This is a genomic window from Streptomyces sp. Y1 (assembly GCF_041053115.1).
In the GTDB taxonomy this organism is placed as follows: domain Bacteria; phylum Actinomycetota; class Actinomycetes; order Streptomycetales; family Streptomycetaceae; genus Kitasatospora; species Kitasatospora rubellomurina.
In genome coordinates this window covers 246,983-262,811 of record NZ_CP163445.1, presented here as the reverse complement: position 1 = coordinate 262,811, position 15,829 = coordinate 246,983, and the positions used below count along the sequence as shown (strand labels likewise).

17 protein-coding genes are annotated in these 15,829 nt (G+C 75.7%); 11 read left to right on the top strand and 6 right to left on the bottom strand.

All coding sequences use genetic code 11. The features are described from left to right. Nucleotides 1-112: 112 nt before the first annotated feature. Both AB2U05_RS00990 and AB2U05_RS00985 read left to right on the top strand, forming a co-directional pair. Entirely contained in the window at nucleotides 113-1,051 is a 939-nt protein-coding gene (locus AB2U05_RS00990; protein WP_045710648.1) for an alpha/beta hydrolase, read from the top strand. Next, nucleotides 1,048-2,358 carry a PLP-dependent aminotransferase family protein gene (locus tag AB2U05_RS00985; protein ID WP_045710649.1) on the top strand — a complete coding sequence of 437 codons (1,311 nt, stop codon included), beginning with the start codon at nucleotides 1,048-1,050 and terminating at the stop codon, nucleotides 2,356-2,358. The genes AB2U05_RS00990 and AB2U05_RS00985 overlap by 4 nt, the downstream gene beginning before the upstream one ends. Before the next feature lie 67 nt (nucleotides 2,359-2,425). On the opposite strand, the gene AB2U05_RS00980 is transcribed toward AB2U05_RS00985, so the two are convergent. The 4 genes from AB2U05_RS00980 to AB2U05_RS00965 all read right to left on the bottom strand — a co-directional run bounded on the left by AB2U05_RS00980 (nucleotide 2,426) and on the right by AB2U05_RS00965 (nucleotide 5,836). After that, nucleotides 2,426-3,190, bottom strand: a complete 765-nt coding sequence (locus AB2U05_RS00980) for an ABC transporter permease (protein ID WP_045702335.1) — start codon at nucleotides 3,188-3,190, stop codon at nucleotides 2,426-2,428. A 23-nt stretch (nucleotides 3,191-3,213) separates the two neighbouring features. After that, nucleotides 3,214-4,188, bottom strand: coding sequence for an ATP-binding cassette domain-containing protein (locus AB2U05_RS00975; RefSeq protein WP_369182110.1), 975 nt, complete (start codon nucleotides 4,186-4,188; stop codon nucleotides 3,214-3,216). Between the two features lie 152 nt (nucleotides 4,189-4,340). After that, nucleotides 4,341-5,540, bottom strand: coding sequence for a glycosyltransferase (locus AB2U05_RS00970; RefSeq protein WP_369182109.1), 1,200 nt, complete (start codon nucleotides 5,538-5,540; stop codon nucleotides 4,341-4,343). Next, a complete protein-coding gene (locus AB2U05_RS00965) occupies nucleotides 5,537-5,836 on the bottom strand; it encodes a hypothetical protein (RefSeq protein ID WP_369182108.1) in 300 nt (99 codons plus the stop codon). Before AB2U05_RS00965 ends, AB2U05_RS00970 begins: the two co-directional genes overlap by 4 nt. 152 nt (nucleotides 5,837-5,988) lie before the next feature. Here AB2U05_RS00965 and AB2U05_RS00960 point away from each other — a divergent pair, with 152 nt between their 5' ends. The 5 genes from AB2U05_RS00960 (at nucleotide 5,989) to AB2U05_RS00940 (ending at nucleotide 10,629) form a co-directional block, all read left to right on the top strand. Further along, nucleotides 5,989-6,921, top strand: a complete 933-nt coding sequence (locus tag AB2U05_RS00960) for a 3-oxoacyl-[acyl-carrier-protein] synthase III C-terminal domain-containing protein (RefSeq protein ID WP_369182107.1) — start codon at nucleotides 5,989-5,991, stop codon at nucleotides 6,919-6,921. A gap of 86 nt (nucleotides 6,922-7,007) precedes the next feature. Beyond that, nucleotides 7,008-7,298, top strand: coding sequence for a phosphopantetheine-binding protein (locus tag AB2U05_RS00955; RefSeq protein WP_045702346.1), 291 nt, complete (start codon nucleotides 7,008-7,010; stop codon nucleotides 7,296-7,298). 4 nt (nucleotides 7,299-7,302) lie between these two features. Further along, nucleotides 7,303-8,085 (top strand): hypothetical protein, encoded by a 783-nt coding sequence (locus tag AB2U05_RS00950; protein WP_369182106.1) that lies wholly within the window; start codon nucleotides 7,303-7,305, stop codon nucleotides 8,083-8,085. Further along, complete coding sequence (locus AB2U05_RS00945; protein ID WP_369182105.1) at nucleotides 8,082-8,759, top strand: 4'-phosphopantetheinyl transferase superfamily protein; 678 nt, start codon at nucleotides 8,082-8,084, stop codon at nucleotides 8,757-8,759. The genes AB2U05_RS00950 and AB2U05_RS00945 overlap by 4 nt, the downstream gene beginning before the upstream one ends. A 100-nt stretch (nucleotides 8,760-8,859) precedes the next feature. Then, nucleotides 8,860-10,629 carry a condensation domain-containing protein gene (locus tag AB2U05_RS00940; RefSeq protein WP_369182104.1) on the top strand — a complete coding sequence of 590 codons (1,770 nt, stop codon included), beginning with the start codon at nucleotides 8,860-8,862 and terminating at the stop codon, nucleotides 10,627-10,629. A gap of 30 nt (nucleotides 10,630-10,659) precedes the next feature. Here the strand turns inward: AB2U05_RS00940 and AB2U05_RS00935 are convergent, their stop codons facing one another. Next, nucleotides 10,660-11,367: a hypothetical protein gene (locus AB2U05_RS00935; RefSeq protein ID WP_369182103.1), complete on the bottom strand. Its 708-nt coding sequence runs from the start codon at nucleotides 11,365-11,367 to the stop codon at nucleotides 10,660-10,662. Beyond that, complete coding sequence (locus tag AB2U05_RS00930) at nucleotides 11,364-11,927, bottom strand: RNA polymerase sigma factor (protein ID WP_157882237.1); 564 nt, start codon at nucleotides 11,925-11,927, stop codon at nucleotides 11,364-11,366. Before AB2U05_RS00930 ends, AB2U05_RS00935 begins: the two co-directional genes overlap by 4 nt. A 221-nt stretch (nucleotides 11,928-12,148) precedes the next feature. On the opposite strand from AB2U05_RS00930, the gene AB2U05_RS00925 reads away from it, so the two are divergent. The 4 genes from AB2U05_RS00925 to AB2U05_RS00910 all read left to right on the top strand — a co-directional run bounded on the left by AB2U05_RS00925 (nucleotide 12,149) and on the right by AB2U05_RS00910 (nucleotide 15,819). Further along, nucleotides 12,149-12,952 (top strand): SAM-dependent methyltransferase, encoded by an 804-nt coding sequence (locus AB2U05_RS00925; RefSeq protein WP_369182102.1) that lies wholly within the window; start codon nucleotides 12,149-12,151, stop codon nucleotides 12,950-12,952. Between the two features lie 46 nt (nucleotides 12,953-12,998). After that, nucleotides 12,999-13,919, top strand: coding sequence for a class A beta-lactamase (gene bla, locus AB2U05_RS00920; protein ID WP_369182101.1), 921 nt, complete (start codon nucleotides 12,999-13,001; stop codon nucleotides 13,917-13,919). Nucleotides 13,920-14,011: 92 nt separating this feature from the next. After that, complete coding sequence (locus AB2U05_RS00915) at nucleotides 14,012-14,902, top strand: hypothetical protein (RefSeq protein ID WP_045699607.1); 891 nt, start codon at nucleotides 14,012-14,014, stop codon at nucleotides 14,900-14,902. A gap of 104 nt (nucleotides 14,903-15,006) precedes the next feature. Continuing rightward, entirely contained in the window at nucleotides 15,007-15,819 is an 813-nt protein-coding gene (locus AB2U05_RS00910) for an SDR family oxidoreductase (RefSeq protein ID WP_045699609.1), read from the top strand. The last annotated feature ends 10 nt before the right edge of the window (nucleotides 15,820-15,829 follow it).

The following is a 15,829-nucleotide window of genomic DNA, read 5'->3' as shown; positions in this document are numbered from 1 at the left end:
CTCGAACCGCTGACCTCGACCCGCCGAGCTCTCACCACTGAGCTCTCACCACTGAGCAATGACCCCGAGCCGCTGGACGCGGACCGTACCGTCCCACCGAACGGGATTGCCCATGCCCCTGCACCCCCAGGCCGAGGCCTACCGCGCCCGGCGCGCGCGAAGCGGCGCGGCACCGCTCTACCGCCTCACCCTGGCCGAGGCGCGCGCCGCCGACCTCGCGGACATCCGCGCCGCCGCCGGCACGCCCGAACCGGTCGCCGCCGTCGAGGAGCACCGCTTCCCCGGCCCCGGCGGCGGCGAACTCGCCCTGCGGCTCTACCGCCCCGAGCCGCCCGGCCGCCGACTGCCCGCCCTGCTCTACCTGTTCGGCGGCGGCTGGACGCTCGGCTCGCCCGACACCAGCGACGCGATCTGCCGCAGCCTGGCCAACGCCGCCGGCTGCGTCACCGCCTCGGTCGGCTACCGCCTCGCCCCCGAGCACCCGTTCCCCGCCGCGCTGCACGACTGCCGCGCGGCCCTGCTCCGACTCGTCGAGCACGCCGAGGAGTTCGGCCTCGACCCGGACCGCCTCGCGGTCGGCGGCGACAGCGCCGGCGGCAACCTCGCCGCCGCCCTCACCCTGCTGCTGCGCGCCGAGGGCGGCCCCGCGCTCCGCCACCAGCTGCTGGTCTACCCCAACACCGACCACGCCGCCGACACCCCCTCGCTGCGCGACCACGACGACCCGCTGCTGTTCAACCGCCGCTCCGTCGCCTGGTACTGGGGCCACTACCTGGCCGACCCGGCGGACGGCGCCAGCCCGTACGCCTCCCCGCTGCGCGCCGCCACCCTGGCCGGCCTGCCGCCCGCGACCGTCCTCACCGCCGAGTACGACCCGCTGTGCGACGAGGGCGAGCAGTACGCGCACGCGCTGCGCGCCGCCGGGGTCCCGGTGGACCTGCGCCGCTACGACGGCGTGCCGCACGGATTCTTCGCCATGACCGACACCCTGGACGCCGCCGCCGACGCCCAGGCCTACGCCGCCGGACGACTGCGGGAGGCACTGCGATGACCCACCTCGACCTGACCGACCTGCACGGCTCGCTCAGCGAGCCGCTGCTGGACGCGATGACCTTCCTCAACGAGGTCACCACCCGCTACCCCGACGCCGTGTCCTTCGCCCCCGGCCGCCCCTACGAGGGCTTCTTCGAGCCCGAGGACGTCGGCCGCCACCTGGACACCTACCTGGCCCACCTCGCCGAGCGCGGCCTGAGCCGCGACGCCGTGCGCACCGCGCTGTTCCAGTACGGCCCCACCAAGGGCATCGTCGCCGACCTGGTCGCCCGCACCCTCGCCAACGACGAGGGCCTGGACGTCGCCCCCGAGTCCCTGGTGATCACCGTCGGCGCCCAGGAGGGCATGCTGCTCGTCCTGCGCGCGCTGTGCGCCGGCCCGGACGACGTCCTGCTCGTCAGCTCGCCCTGCTACGTCGGCATCACCGGCGCGGCCCGGCTGCTGGACCTCACCACCCGCCCCGTCCCGGAGAGCCCGGACGCCGGCCCCGACCCGGAGGCCGTGCGCGCCGCCGCCCGGGCCGTGCGCGCCGAGGGCCGCCGCCCGCGCGCCCTCTACGTCGTCCCGGACTTCGCGAACCCCTCCGGCGCCAGCATGCCGCTCGAAGCCCGCGCCCGGCTGCTGGAGGTCGCCGCCGAGGAGGACCTGCTGGTCATCGAGGACAATCCGTATGGCTTCTTCGCCCGCACCCCGGGTGAGCGGCCCACCCTCAAGGCGCTGGACCGCGACCGGCGGGTCGTCTACCTCGGGTCCTTCGCCAAGACCTGCTTCCCCGGCGCCCGCCTCGGCTACGTCGTCGCCGACCAGGAGGTCTCGGCGCCCGGCGGGCGCGGCAGCCTGCTCGCCGACGAACTGGCCAAGCTGAAGAGCATGACGACGGTCAACACGCCCGCGCTCAGCCAGGCCGTGATCGGCGGCATGCTGCTGACGTACGACTGCCGGCTGCGGGACGCCAACGCCGCCGCCATCGCGCACTACGCGGCCGGCATGGACACCCTGCTGCGGGAGCTGGAGCGGCACTTCCCGGCCTCCACCCGGCGCAGCCTCGGAGTGTCCTGGAACCGGCCGGAGGGCGGCTTCTTCGCCGTGCTGACCGTCCCGTTCGTCGCCGACGACGCCGCCATGGAGCGCTGCGCCCGCGAGTACGGGGTGCTGTGGACGCCGATGGGGCCGTTCTACCCGACCGGCGGCGGGGAGCGCCGGCTGCGGCTCTCGATCAGCGCCCTGACGCAGACTCAGATCATCGACGGGGTAGCCAAGTTGGCGGCCTTCATCACGTCCGAGGCGGGCCTGCCGCGCGGGTGACGAGCACGCGACCGAGGGGCCCGGCCGCCGCACAGCGGCCGGGCCCCTCGTGGTTCCGCCCGGTGCCTCAGCGCACCCGGGTGGAGAACAGCCGGGCCGACCAGGACACCGCCAGGACGGTCATCAGGGCGACCACCAGCAGGCCCTGCCACACCGCCGCGTCCCCGGCGTGCCCGGAGAACAGCGCGCGCATGCCCTCCACCGCCCAGTAGAAGGGGTTCCACCGGGCGGCCCGCTGCAGCCAGTCCGGCGCCAGGGTGAGCGGCAGCAGCACCCCGGAGAGCAGCGCGATCGGCTGCGCGACGGTGTTCACCACCGGCGCCATCGCGGCGTCGGTCGGCACCATCAGCGCGATGCCGAAGGAGATCGCCGAGGTCATCAGCGCCAGCAGCCCCAGCAGCAGGTAGGCGAGCAGCAGGTCCGGCGGGCTGACCCGCAGCCCGAACGGCAGCGCGATCAGGGTGATCAGCACGGCCTGCACCAGCAGCGCCACCGTCTCCCGCAGCGCCCGGCCGAGCAGCAGCGCCAGCCGGCTCACCGGGGTGACCCGGGAGCGCTCGATGATCCCGGCCTTCAGCTCGCCGAGCAGGCTGAAGCCGGTGAACAGCCCGCCGAAGATGCACAGCACCGCCAACAGGCCCGGCACGTACACCTGGTAGGCGTCGGCGTAGCTGCCCGCGCCCTCGGGGGCGAGCACCTTCTTCAACAGCGGGGCGAACAGCAGCAGGTAGAACAGGGGTTGGATGATGCCGACGGCGATCCACACCGGGGTGCGGACCATCAGCAGCAGCTGGCGCTGGAAGACCAGCCAGGTGTCGCGGGCGAGCTTCACGATCTCCCCAAGGTTCGGGCCGGTCAGGACTGTTGCAGGGAGCGGCCGGTGCGGGCCAGGAACACGTCGTCCAGGCTGGGCCGTTGGAGCTGCACGGTGCCCGGTGTCACCCCGGCGGCGTCCAGCGCGCGCAGCACCTGCGGGATGGCCGCCGCGCCGTCCGCCACGTACAGCCGCAGGCCCTCCTCACCGCTGTCCTCCAGCCGGTGCAGGTACGGCTGCGGCCGCAGCGCCTCGGCCGCGCGCCCGGCGACGTCCTCGCCGGGCTCCAGGCCGAGCAGCAGGACGTCGCCGGAGATCTCGCGCTTGAGCGCCGCGGGCGTGCCCTCGGCCACCACCTCGCCGTGGTCGACGATCGCGACCCGGTCGCAGAGCGCGTCGGCCTCGTCGAGGTAGTGGGTGGTGACGACGACCGTCATGCCCTGGGTGCGCAGCCGGCGGATCTCCTCCCAGACGCCCGCCCGGCTGGCCGGGTCCAGCCCGACCGTGGGCTCGTCCAGGAACAGCACCCGCGGTTCGTGGATCACGCCGAGCGCGATGTCGACCCGGCGGCGCTGGCCGCCGGAGTAGGTGGCGCACGGGCGGTCGCCGAACCCGTTGAGGTCGAAGGCCTTCAGCGCGTCCTCGGCGGCCCGGACGGCCCGCGCCTTGCCCGCGCCGTACAGCCGTGCCTGGAGGACCAGTTCCTCGCGGGCGCTGACGTTGTCGGTGGTGCCGCCGCCCTGGGCGACGTAGCCGATCCGACGCCGGACTTCGGCCGGATCGGCGAACAGGTCGGCCCCGGCGATGCGGGCCCGGCCGCCGTCCGGGCGGATCAGGGTGGCCAGCATGCGCAGGGTGGTGGTCTTCCCGGCGCCGTTGGGGCCGAGGAAGCCGAAGATCTCCCCGGCGGCGACGGACAGGTCGATCCCGCGGACGGCGTCGACGGTGGGGCTGTCGCCGCTCCTGCGGGAGGTCTTCTTGCGGTAGGACTTGCGCAGTCCCGTGGTCTCGATCAACCGGAACTCCCGTACGGGGAAGGGCTGCCACGGCACCTGCCCGGGTGGTCGTGCGGGGCGGCGGTGCGGGGCGGTGCTGCTGCGACACCCTAGGGTCAACCCCGGCTCGGAAACAATGGCCTAGACCAATGGACTCGCGGCCCGACGTTCTGCTACGGGCCGCCAGGAGGCCGCGTTCCGCCGGGGGCCGCCCCGCTCGGCCGGGCGGCCAGCGCCTCCAGCCGGTCCGCCGCGGCCACCGCGCCGCCGCCGGAAAGCAGCTCCCGCCCGACCCGGACCGCCCGCTCCCGCAGGGCCGTCGAGTCCAGCGCGGTGCGCAGCGCTTCGGCGAGGTGCTCCGGCGTCACCCGGGCGAACGGCACCCGCAGGCCCGCCCCGGCGGCCGCCACCTGCGCGGCCACGAACGGCTGGTCGTGCCGGATCGGCGCCGCCACCAGCGGCAGCCCGTGCGCCAGCGCCTCGCCCACGGTGTTCATCCCGCCGTGGCACAGCACCGCGTCCAGCGCGCCGCGCCTCATCAGCTCCAGCACCGGCGCCCGGTCCACCGCCACCGCCCGCGAGGGGAGTTCGGGCAGCAGCGCGCGCGGCGCGGCGAACACCGGCTGGACGTCCGGCCCGCACAGCTCCAGTGCCCGCACCGAGCGCGCGAGGAAGTCCGCGCCCAGGTCGCCCGCCAGCGTGCCCATGGTGACCAGCACCCGGCGCCGGCCGGGGGCCAGCCGCTCCCACGGGAAGCCCGGATCCGCCGGGCGGGTGCGCAGCACCGGGCCGACCAGCGCGTGGTGCGCGGGCGGCTCGGCCGCGCCGGTCAGCGCCGGCCCGGTGGTCGCGAGGACCAGGGCGGGGGAGAAGCGCGGGTCCAGGTACTCCGCGGCCGGCAGCCCGGCGCGCTCCCACAGGCCGCGCAGCAGCCCGTCCGTCCACGCCTCCACCTGCGGCAACGTCCGGTACGGGTGGCCCAGTTCCATCGCGCCCGGCGCGAAGCTCGCCCACGGCAGCCCGTGCCGGTGGGCGGCCAGCGCGCCCGCCGGGGTGTGCTGGTCGACCAGCAGCACGTCCGGCCGGAACTCCCGAACGACCGCGTCCAGCGGCTTCGCGGTGAACCGCGCGTACGGCACGATGAAGCCCTCCCAGAGCGAGCGCAGGGCGGCCAGCCCGTGCCCGCCCTGGGCGCGGAAGGCCCGGGTGCCGGTGCCGAACACCCGGGCGTCCGGGCCGAGCAGCGGCCGCAGCACCGACTCGGTGCCGGTCCAGGCGACCTGGTGGCCGCGGGCGGCCAGTTCGGCCGCGATGCCGGCGGCCGGGTTGACGTGCCCGGTCAGCGGCGGCAGCACCAGCAGGAACCGACTCATGCCCGCACCTCCCCGGGCAGCAGCTTCTGCAGGTCGGCGACGGTCAGCGCCTCCAGGGCGGCCAGGCCGAGGCCGGCCCGCAGCCCCGCCAGGTCGGCCTGCGGGCCGAAGCGTTCCCGCAGCAGCCGGGCCAGCGCGGCGAGTTCGCACTCGTCCAGCAGCAGGTCGGCGTCCAGCCGGGATCCGGGGGTGATCCGGTCCGCCCACCCGGGCGGCGCCCCGGCGGCCTCGGCCAGCAGGGCGAGCAGCTCGGGGTGCAACGGCCCGTCCGGGCACGGTGGTTCACGGTCCGACAAGGGAGGTCTCCCGTCTGAACGACGCCGCTCTCGGCGCGGCGCGCAAGGATCGCGGCGGCCCCGGCGCGCGGGTGGCGCGGGCGGACGCGGGGGAAGTGTCAAGGGCCCGAGATCACTTGTGCGACCGGTCGGGCGTGGTGATACTAGCCCGCGTGACCGCACTGGAGGCAGTGGCCGTTCACCTCCCCCCGCATACCGTGCCCATCGAGGCGGTGGGCGAGCGCATCGGCCTGACCCCACGTCAACTCCGACTCTTTCGCCGCTTCCACGGCCTGGACCAGCTGCGACTGGACCCGAACGGGAAGCTGCCCGACCTGCTCGACGCCGCCCTGGACGGCCTGACCGAGCTGCGCGGACGCGAACGGCACGTCCGTTACGTGATCCACGCGCGCAGCATGCCGGTGGCGGTGCCCCACCCGCTCAACCCGCTGCACGACCTGCTCGCCGCGCGCGGCCTCGGCCACGCGAGCGCCTTCACCGTGACCCACCACGCGTGCGCCGTCGGCCTGCTCGCCATCGACCTGGCGGGCCGGCTGCTGGCGGGCGAACCGGACGAGCGGGCGCTGGCCGTCGTGCTGGCCGGCGAGAAGACCTTCACCCGGGACGCCCAACTGGTGCCCGAGACCGGCATCTTCGCCGAGGGCGCGGCCGCCTGCCTGGTCAGCGCGGGCGGCGAGCGCCACCGAATGCTCTCCTTCGCGGTGCGCCAGCGCCCGGAGTTCGACGGCCGGCTGGCCGAGGACGCCGACCTGCTCGCCCGCTACCAGCGCGAGTACCCGAACGTGATGGTCGAGGCGATCGAGGCGGCCCTGGAGCAGGCCGGGCTCCGGTTCGGCGACCTCGCCGCGATCCTTCCGCACAACGTCAACCAGGCGTCCTGGCGGATGATCTCGCGCCGGATCGGCTTCCCGCTGGAGAAGGTGGTGCTGGACAACGTGCGGTCGGTCGGGCACAGTTTCGCTGCGGACGGCCTCATCAACCTCCACACCGCCACCGCCCGGGGGCTGGTGCGCCGCGGCGACCACTACCTGATCGCCGCCGCCGGCGTCGGAGCGACCTTCTCGGCGATGGCCATGCGCTCCTGACGCCCAGTCGGCCGACGCCGGCCCGAACTCCCCGCTCCTGGCCGCACTCCCCGCCCATCCCACACGTACGACGCGACGGGACACCCATGTCAGATCCAGTGGTCCAGACCACCGACCCCGAGCTGCGCGAGCGCATCCTGCACGCGATCGGCGAGCTCCTGCCGCGCGTCCTCAAGCGCGAGTTGCCCGAGATCCCCGAGAACGCCTGCCTGTTCGACGACCTCGGCCTCACCTCCGCCGGCACCATCGAACTCATCCTGGAGCTGGAGGAGTCGCTCGACATCCAGGTGGACGTCGAGCAGATCACCGAGGACGACCTGCGCTCCGTCACCAACCTGGCGGACTACGTCGCCGGGCACCTGATTCCCGAGGACTGACCGGGTGCCCGCCGCCGCGAGCGCGCACCGGCCCGGGCTGCGGATCACCCGGGCGCTGGCCCGCCGCTTCGACGGCCGCTCGCCGGCCTCGCTCGACCCGGACCTGCGGGTCTTCGTCTCCGACCTGGTCCGCCCGTACGGCCTGCCGCTGCGCGAGGACCTGCTCGGCGAGGGCGCCGGCCACTCCTACGAGGAACTGGCCGCCGGACCGCTGCGCGAGGCACTGGCCGACGGCGAACCGGTGGACCTGCTGATCCTCGCCTTCGACACCCCGGACGTCCGCCCCGGCGCGCCGTCCTCGCTCGCGCTCGGCCGCGCCGTCCCGGGCTCGCCGCTCGCCTTCGCGATCTGCGACCAGGGCACCGCGGCGGCCTTCACCGCCCTGCGGCTGGCCGCCGCCCACCACGCCACCGGCAGCTGCCGGCGGGCGGTGGTCGTGCTCGCCGAGCAGACCGCGCTGCACCACGAGCCGCCCGAGCCCGTTCCGCTGCCCGAGCGGCACGCCGTGGTGGTGCTGGTCTGCGAGCACGACCCGGCGGGCGGGCTGGAGGTCCGCCAGGCCCGCGGCGTCGACGACCCGGCGCGGACCGTCCGGGGCTGGGCCGAGGAGCTGGGGCCCGGGGCGGCGGTGCTGCTGGACGCCGGCCTCGGCGGCGAGCGGCCGCCGGCCCAGCCCTTCACCGGCCTGTGGGCGCTGCTGGCCGAGCAGGTGCCGCGGCAGCGGCCCGTGCTGGCCGCCGGGTACGACCGCCGGCTCGGGGTGGTGAGTGCTTTGATGCTGCCATGACCGACGTCACGCTCTCCTTCATCGACACCGACCAACCCGCCCCGGTCGTGGAGGCGTTGGGGCAGCTGCTGGACGCCGACGAGCGGGCCCGCACGGCCCGCGCGGGCCGGGAGTCGCGCTCCCGCTTCACCGTGCTGCGCGGTGCCGTGCGGCAGTTGGTGGCCGCCCGGCTCGGCGTGCGCCCGGCCGAGGTGGTCTGGCGGCTCGGGCCGAACGGCAAGCCGGAGCCGGCCGGGGCCGGCCGGCTGCGGGTCAGCTGGTCGGCGTCCGGCCCGCTCGCGGTGCTGGCCCTGGCCGAGGGGCGGGAGGTCGGGGTGGACGTCGAGGGGCTGCGCGAGGCCGCCGTGGCCGAGCGGATGGCCGCGCGCTGGTTCCCGTTCGAGGAGGCGCGCTTCGTCGCCGAGGCGCCCGAGCCCGCCGAGCGCTCGGCGCGCTTCACCGCGCTCTGGTGCCGGCGCGAGGCCGTCGTGAAGGCGTACGGCGGACGGCTGGCGCAGTCCTTCGGGGTGTCCGTGCTCGGCCCGTCGCCGCTCGCGGTGGGCGATCCGGGCCGGCTCGGAGCGGGGCCGGTCCTGGTCCGCGACGTGCCCGCCCCCGGTCCGTTCCGGGCCGCCGTGGCGGCGCTCGGCGATCGGCCCGTCCATGTCAACTCACGTGTGTGGCAATCCGGTTGATTCTCCTCCACTTTGGTCTGGACCAGTTCGCGAGCTCGCTGGTAGCGTCCCGATCGCATCCGGGTCGATCCCCTCCCGGCGAGCGAAAGACGGGTACGACGTGACCCCGCACGATGTCCGGCCGGCCCGCCGGCAGATCTCCGTCCCGTTCGCCGCCGAGAGCGACGGCGGCTCGCCCACCCGCGACGGCGGCCCGCCCACCCGCCACAGCGGCCCGCCCACCCGCGACAGCGGCCCGCTCACCCGCGGCCAGGACAACATGATCCGCTGCATCCGCGGCGAAGCCCCCGAGCAGAGCAACAAGGACTCCGTCTGGCCCGTCCCGGACGGCACCTCGCTCGGCGCCGGCCTCGCCGCGCTGCGCCGGCTCGTCGAGCGGCACGACTCGCTGCGGACGGCCTTCCCGCCCGGCCCCGGCCCGGACGGCTTCCCGGCCGCCCAAGTGGTCCACCCGACCGGTGCCCTCACCGTCACCGTGGTCGAGGCCGGCGGTCGGTCCGACGCCGAACTCGACGCGCTCGCCGAGGAGTCGGGCCGAGCCGACCTCGCCGTCCCGTTCGACCTGGCCGCGCCCCCGAGGATCCGCTTCACCCTGCTCGCCGACCGCGACCGGCTGCTCCGCCTGGTCGCCGTGGTCTGCCACGCGGGGGCGGACGGCGCCGCCACCGCCGTGCTGATCCGGGACTGGCACGCGCTCGCCGCCGGGCAGGAGCTCCCGCCCGTCACCGCCCCGACGCCGCTGGAGGTCGCCGCCGCCGAGCAGAGCACCCAGGGCCGCCGCCGGGCGGCGAACTCCCTGCGGCACTGGGCGCGGGTGCTGACCACCGCCCCGCAGTCCGTCTTCGCCGACGCCCGGATCGTCGGTCCGCCGGGCGACCACGGCGCCCTCCTGGTCCGGTCGACCGCTGCCGCGGGCCACCTCGCAGCGGTCTGCCGGCGCACCTCCGCGAGCCCGTCCGTCGTCCTGCTGGCCGTCTTCGCCGCCCTGGTCGCCCACCGGGCCGGGCGCGGCGAGCTGGTGATCTCCGCACTGTCCGCCAACCGCCAGCGGGCCGCGCTGGTCGACCACGTCGGCACCCTCGCGCAGGACGCCCTGATCCTGCTCGACGCCGGTGTCGACGACCTCGACGAGCTGATCGCCCGCACCAAGTCCGCCTCGCTGGGCGCCTACTGGCACAGCACCCTGGACGCCGAACTGGTCTGGCAGCTGGTGGAGGACGCGGCTCATCTGCGCGGCACCCGGTTCCCGCGCCAGGTGGTGGTCAACGATCTGAGCCTGACCGTCCCGGCCGCCGTGATCGACGCCCGGCCGGCCCCGGCCGGTGACCCGGAACTGACCCCGCTGCCCGCTCCGACGCTGCCGGCGCGGTTGATGTTCACCATCCTGCGGATCGCCGGCAGCCTGGAGTTCGTGCTGGTCACCTGCCCGCAGGTGCTCGATCCGGCGGAGACCGAGGGCTTCGCGCGTGCCCTGCTCGCCGTCCTCGCGGCCGCCGCCGAGGGCCCGGTGGTGCCGGCCGGCCTGCCCGGCGTGCTCGGCCCGCCGCCCTGCGCGCGCGGTCGCGACTGGCGGCTCGTCGATGGCTCCTGGGTCGATCTGGCGGCCGTCCGGGGCCTGCTGGACGCCACCCTCGGGCCGCATCAACTGCGACTGGACGAAGGGAGGTTGGTGGCCGAGCTGGTGAGCGCCGACCCGGCGCTCGACCCCGCCGCCGCCCACCGGGCCGTGGTGGCCGCGCTACCCGGCCGCGACACCGCGATGGCCCCGCACCACTACGTCGTCCGGCACCCGGCCCCGGGCGGCGAGCTGGTCCGGGCCGGCAGCGGACGGGACCAGGAGATCGTCGCCCGACTGTCCGCACTCACCTGAACGGGTGGCCGCGGGCGGCGGCGGAACCGCTCACCCGCACGGGTCCCCGGCCTCCCCGAGCCCACGGGCCCGCTCGCGCGCCGGATCCGCCGCGAACGCCGAGGCCGCCCCCGAGGTGAGCCCCCACGGGCTCGGCACCTCGTCCTCGCCCCCGCCCTGCCCCGGCAGCCGGTCGATCACCGCGACCAGGGCCGCCGGCAGCTGCGGCGCCAGCCCGTGGTGCACCCGGGAGAGGATGTCGCGCCGCACCTCGTCCGGCAGCAGCGGCCGGTTCATCCGCAACGGCCCCGGCCCCGGCGGGCGTTCGGTGGCCGCCAGCTGGTCCGACCAGGCCCGCCAGTAGTCGGCGTCGTCCGTCTCGCCCAGCGTCAGGTGGTGCAGGTGCAGGCAGTACGCGGCCGTCCCGCTGCCGGATCCGGCGGCGAAGCGCCACCAGAACTCGGCGCTCTCCACCCGCCCGGTGGCGTGCAGCAGCGCGCCGAACACCTCCGCCCCCTCCGGCTGGATCCGGCGGGCGTTGACCAGCAGGTCGAGCCCGCGCGAGGCCTCCGGCGCGCCGAGCACCAGGGCGACGACCAGGCCGAGTTCGAACGCCGCCTGCTCGTGCTCGGACGGCAGGTGCGCGGGCGCGGCGGTCAGCCGCGCCTGGCGCAGGGCGGCGATCCGCTCGGCGTGCGGCCGCTCCGGCCGGGGCACCCGGATCGCCGCGCGCCCGGCACCCGTCCCGTCGTGGTTCACAAGTCGCCCGCCCGGTCCGGCAGTTCGCGCACGCCGAGCCGGCGGGCCAGTCGCTCCCGGGCGTGCCGCAGATTGGAGTGCACGGTGGCCACCGGTCGGCCGAGGTAGGCTCCGATGACCTTGACGTGCAGCCCCAGCAGGTAGCGCAGGACCACCACGTCCCGTTGCCGGTCCGGCAGTTCCAGGATCGCCGCGTACAGCCGCACCTCGTCGGCCTCGCTGTGCAGCAGCCCGTTCGCCACCTGCTTGAACGCGCCGATCACCGCCGCGAAGGTGACCGCCTCCACCGCGACCGGCTCCTCGCCGGACACCCAGTCGGCGATGTGCCGGTTCGCCAACCGCCAGGCGTACGCGGCCGGTTCCTCGAAGCGCAGCACCTGCGGCCAGCACCGGGACAGGTCGCCCTTGACCGCCCCGACCACCAGCGCCGCGTCCGCCCGATTGCCCGTCCTGGTCAACGCCAGGGCGTGCCAAGCCGGTTCGTGTGTCTCGCAGAACGCGGCGTAGGTGAGGTCCGGCCGCAGCGCGGCACTCGTGCCGACACTCCTGTCGATCGTCATCGCGCCTGCCTTCCGCGGCCTGCCGCCGCCCACCGGGTCGCCCGAGGTCGGGCCGTCCCGGCCCATCCTCACGGCTTCCGCTTCGTCACTCCAGGGCGCGCACCGAATACAGATGGTCATCTCGTCGTACTTCTTGACGTGAGGGGTCGGGGCCGATTGCCGGGACGATACCGTGGGCAGCCATCCGGTCGTCCGTGCGCGAGAGGCGAGGGGAAAGCGGGATGAACCGCTACGACGGGGTCGACCTGCGGCTGAACGTGCCGCACTCGGCCCGGATGTACGACTACTACCTCGGCGGCTGCACCAACTTCGCGGCCGACCGTGAAGCCGCCGGCCACGCCCTCGCCGTCGCCCCCTGGGTGCGCGCCGCCGCCCGCGCCAACCGCGCCTTCATGCACCGGGCCACCCGCGCCCTCGCCCACGCCGGCATCGACCAGTTCCTCGACATCGGCACCGGCATCCCCACCTCGCCCAACCTGCACGAGATCGCCCAGGGCGTCGACCCGCGCGCCCGCGTCGTCTACGCCGACAACGACCCGATCGTCCTCTCGCACGCCCAGGCCCTGCTCACCGGCGCCCCCGAAGGCCGCACGGCCTACGTCGAGGCGGACGTCACCGACCCCGGGCGGCTGCTCGACGCCCCCGGACTGCGCGACACCATCGACCTGGACCGCCCCGTCGCGCTCTCCCTGATCGCCCTGCTGCACTTCGTCCCCGACGCCAGCGGCGCGTACGGGATCGTCGAGCACTTCAAGTCCGCCCTCGCCCCCGGCAGCGCGCTCGTGATCAGCCACGTCACCCCCGAGTTCACCCCCGAGGACGTCGACCGGGTGGTCCGCGTCTACGCCGCCGCCGGCACCGCCGTGCAGGCCCGCAGCCGCGCCGAGTTCACCCGCTTCTTCGACGGCTGGACCCTGCTCGAGCCCGGCGTCGTCCCCACCCCCGCATGGCGGCCGGCCCCGGCCGACCCCCCGGTCACCGCGGCCGACGCCGCCCAGTACGCGGGAGTGGCGATGGCACTCTGACCGTCCGGTGACGAACCATCGGACGGTGCGACGCGTCTCCTCCCGCATGGACCAGAACCTTCCGGACACCCCGCGCACCCGCCGCGCCGCCCTGACCCTCGGCGCCGCGGCGGCCGTGGCCCTCACCACGACCCTCGCCGGCGGCGGGGCGGCCCAGGCCGCCACGAACGACGTCGGCCGGCGCCTGGCCGAGCTGGAACAGCAGCACGGCGGCCGACTCGGCGTCTACGCCCGCAACCTGCGCACCGGCCGCACCGTCCGCCACCGCGCCGACGAGACCTTCCCGATCTGCTCGGTGTTCAAGACCCTCGCGGTCGCCGCCGTCCTGCGCGACCTCGACCACGACGGCGAGTTCCTCGCCCGCCGCATCCACTACACCGTCGACGACGTCAAGAACTCCGGCGGCGCCCCCGTCACCGGCGAGTCGAAGAACCTCGCCAACGGCATGACCGTCGGCGAACTCTGCGCCGCCGCCATCGACCAGAGCGACAACACCGCGGGCAACCTGCTGCTGCGCGAACTCGGCGGCCCCACCGCCGTCACCCGGTTCTGCCGCTCGATCGGCGACCGCGTCACCCGGCTCGACCGCTGGGAACCGGACCTCAACACGGCCGAACCCGACCGCACCACCGACATCACCACCCCGCACGCCATCGCCCGCACGTACCGCCGGCTCGTCCTCGGCCACGCCCTCCCGCCCGCCCAGCGCCGCCGCCTCACCGACTGGCTGCTCGCCAACACCACCAGCACCCACCGCTTCCGCGAAGGCCTGCCCGCCGACTGGCGCCTCGCCGACAAGACCGGCACCGGGCAGCACGGCACCACCAACGACGTCGGCATCACCTGGACCCCGGACGGCACCCCGATCGTCCTCGCCGTCCTCTCCACCAAGCCCGACCCGGCGGCCCCCAAGGACGAACCCCTGCTGGCCCGCACCGCAACCCTGCTCGCCACCGCCCTCGGTTAGGGCTCCCGCCCCTCCCGTCCACCCGTGCGCCCCCGCCCCGGCGGGATCAGACTGGTGAGGGATCGATGCTGCCCCGCGAGGCTGGGAGAGGCATGCTACTGGGACTCACCACCGCGCTGGTCGCGACCGTCTGCTTCGGCTTCGGGGCGGTCTTCCAGGCGCGCGGGGCCCGCTCGGCGCCCCGGGCGGACCGGGTGCGGGCCGGGCTGCTGGCCGCGCTGGTCCGCTCCTGGCAGTTCGTGCTCGGCACCCTGCTGGACATCCTCGGCTTCGTGCTGAGCATCGTCGCGCTGCGCTCCCTGCCGCTGTTCCTCGTGCAGGCCGTCACCAACGCGAGCCTGGCGGTCACCGCGCTCGCCGCCGTCTGGATGCTCGGCGCCCGGCTGCGGCGCGGCGACCTCGCCGGCATCGTCGCCGTCGTGCTGGGCCTGACGCTGCTCGCGCTCGGCTCCGGCCGGGAGGGCCGGGAGTACGCCCCGCCCGCGTTCCACTGGGCGCTGCTGGGCACGACGGCCGTGATGCTGCTCGCCACCCTCGTGCTGGTCCGCCGGGACGGCACCGTGGCGGCGGCCGGGCTGGGCCTGATGGCGGGCGTGGGCTTCGGGATCACCAGCCTGGCCGTACGGGTGCTGGACGCCTCCGGCCTCGCCGCCGTGCTGACCGACCCGGCCGCGTACGCGCTGGTGGCCGGGGGCCTCGGCGGCTACCTCGCCTACGCCCTCGCCCTGCAGCGCGGCACCGTGACGGCGGCGACGGCCGCCGGGACGGTCACCGAGACCTTCGGCCCGGCGCTGGTCGGCGTGACGGCGCTCGGCGACGCCGCGCGCCCCGGCTACGCCTGGTGCGCCCTGCTGGGCTTCGCGGTCGCGGTGGGCGGCACCTTCGTGCTGTCCCGCTTCGGCGAGTTGGAGGGCGAATCCGCCGAACTCGCCGACGCCCGGCCCGGCACCGGGGCGGCCGCACCCGCCGCCCCGCCCCGGTAGCCCGGACGGCCGCGCCGTGCGAAGGTGACTTGCCGGACAAAACGGACGGCGCAGCGGACGGCAGGACGGCCCCGCGAGGCCGTCCACGGAGCGGCAGGTGCGTGATGGCGGAGGAAGCCCAACCCGGATCCCCCCGGTCGGCACACGCCGACCGCCCGGCCGAGCCGCCCCCCGCCCGCCCCGTCGCGCTGATCACCGGCGCCTCCTCCGGCATCGGCCTCGCCACCGCCACCCGGCTGGCCGACGCCGGCTGGCTCACCCTCCTCTCCGGCACCGACCGCACCCGCCTGGACGACCTCGCGGACCGCACCGGCGGCCGCGCCCTCCCCGAGGACCTCGGCAAACCGGACGGACCCCGCCGCCTGGCCGAAGCCGCCCTCGCCGAGGCCGGCCGGGTCGACGCCCTGGTCGCCAGCGCCGGCCTCGGCTGGCGCGGCCCGTACGCGCAGACCCCGTCCGACACCCTGGACCGGCTGATCGAGGTCAACTTCGCCGCCCCGCTGCGCCTGGTCCGCCTGCTGCTGCCCGGCATGCTGGAACGCCGCCACGGCCGGATCGTGCTGCTCGGCTCGATCGCCGGCCAGGTCGGCGTGCGCGACGAGTCCGGCTACGCGGCGACCAAGGGCGGCCTCGCGATGTTCGCCGAGAGCCTCTGGTACGAGCTGCGCGGCACCGGCGTCGGTGTGCGGCTCGTGCTGCCCGGCGCCGTCGACACCCCCTTCTTCGACCGGCGCGGCACCCCCTACCAGCGGGACCGCCCGCGGCCGGTGTCCGCCGACCGGGTCGCGGAGGCCGTCGTCGCCGGCATCACCACCGAACGCGACCGCCTCTACGTGCCGCACTGGCTCGGCTTCCCGGCCCGCGTCCACGGCGCCGCCCCCGGCGTGTTCCGCCGCATGGCCTCCCGCTTCGGATGAGCCGCCCCGC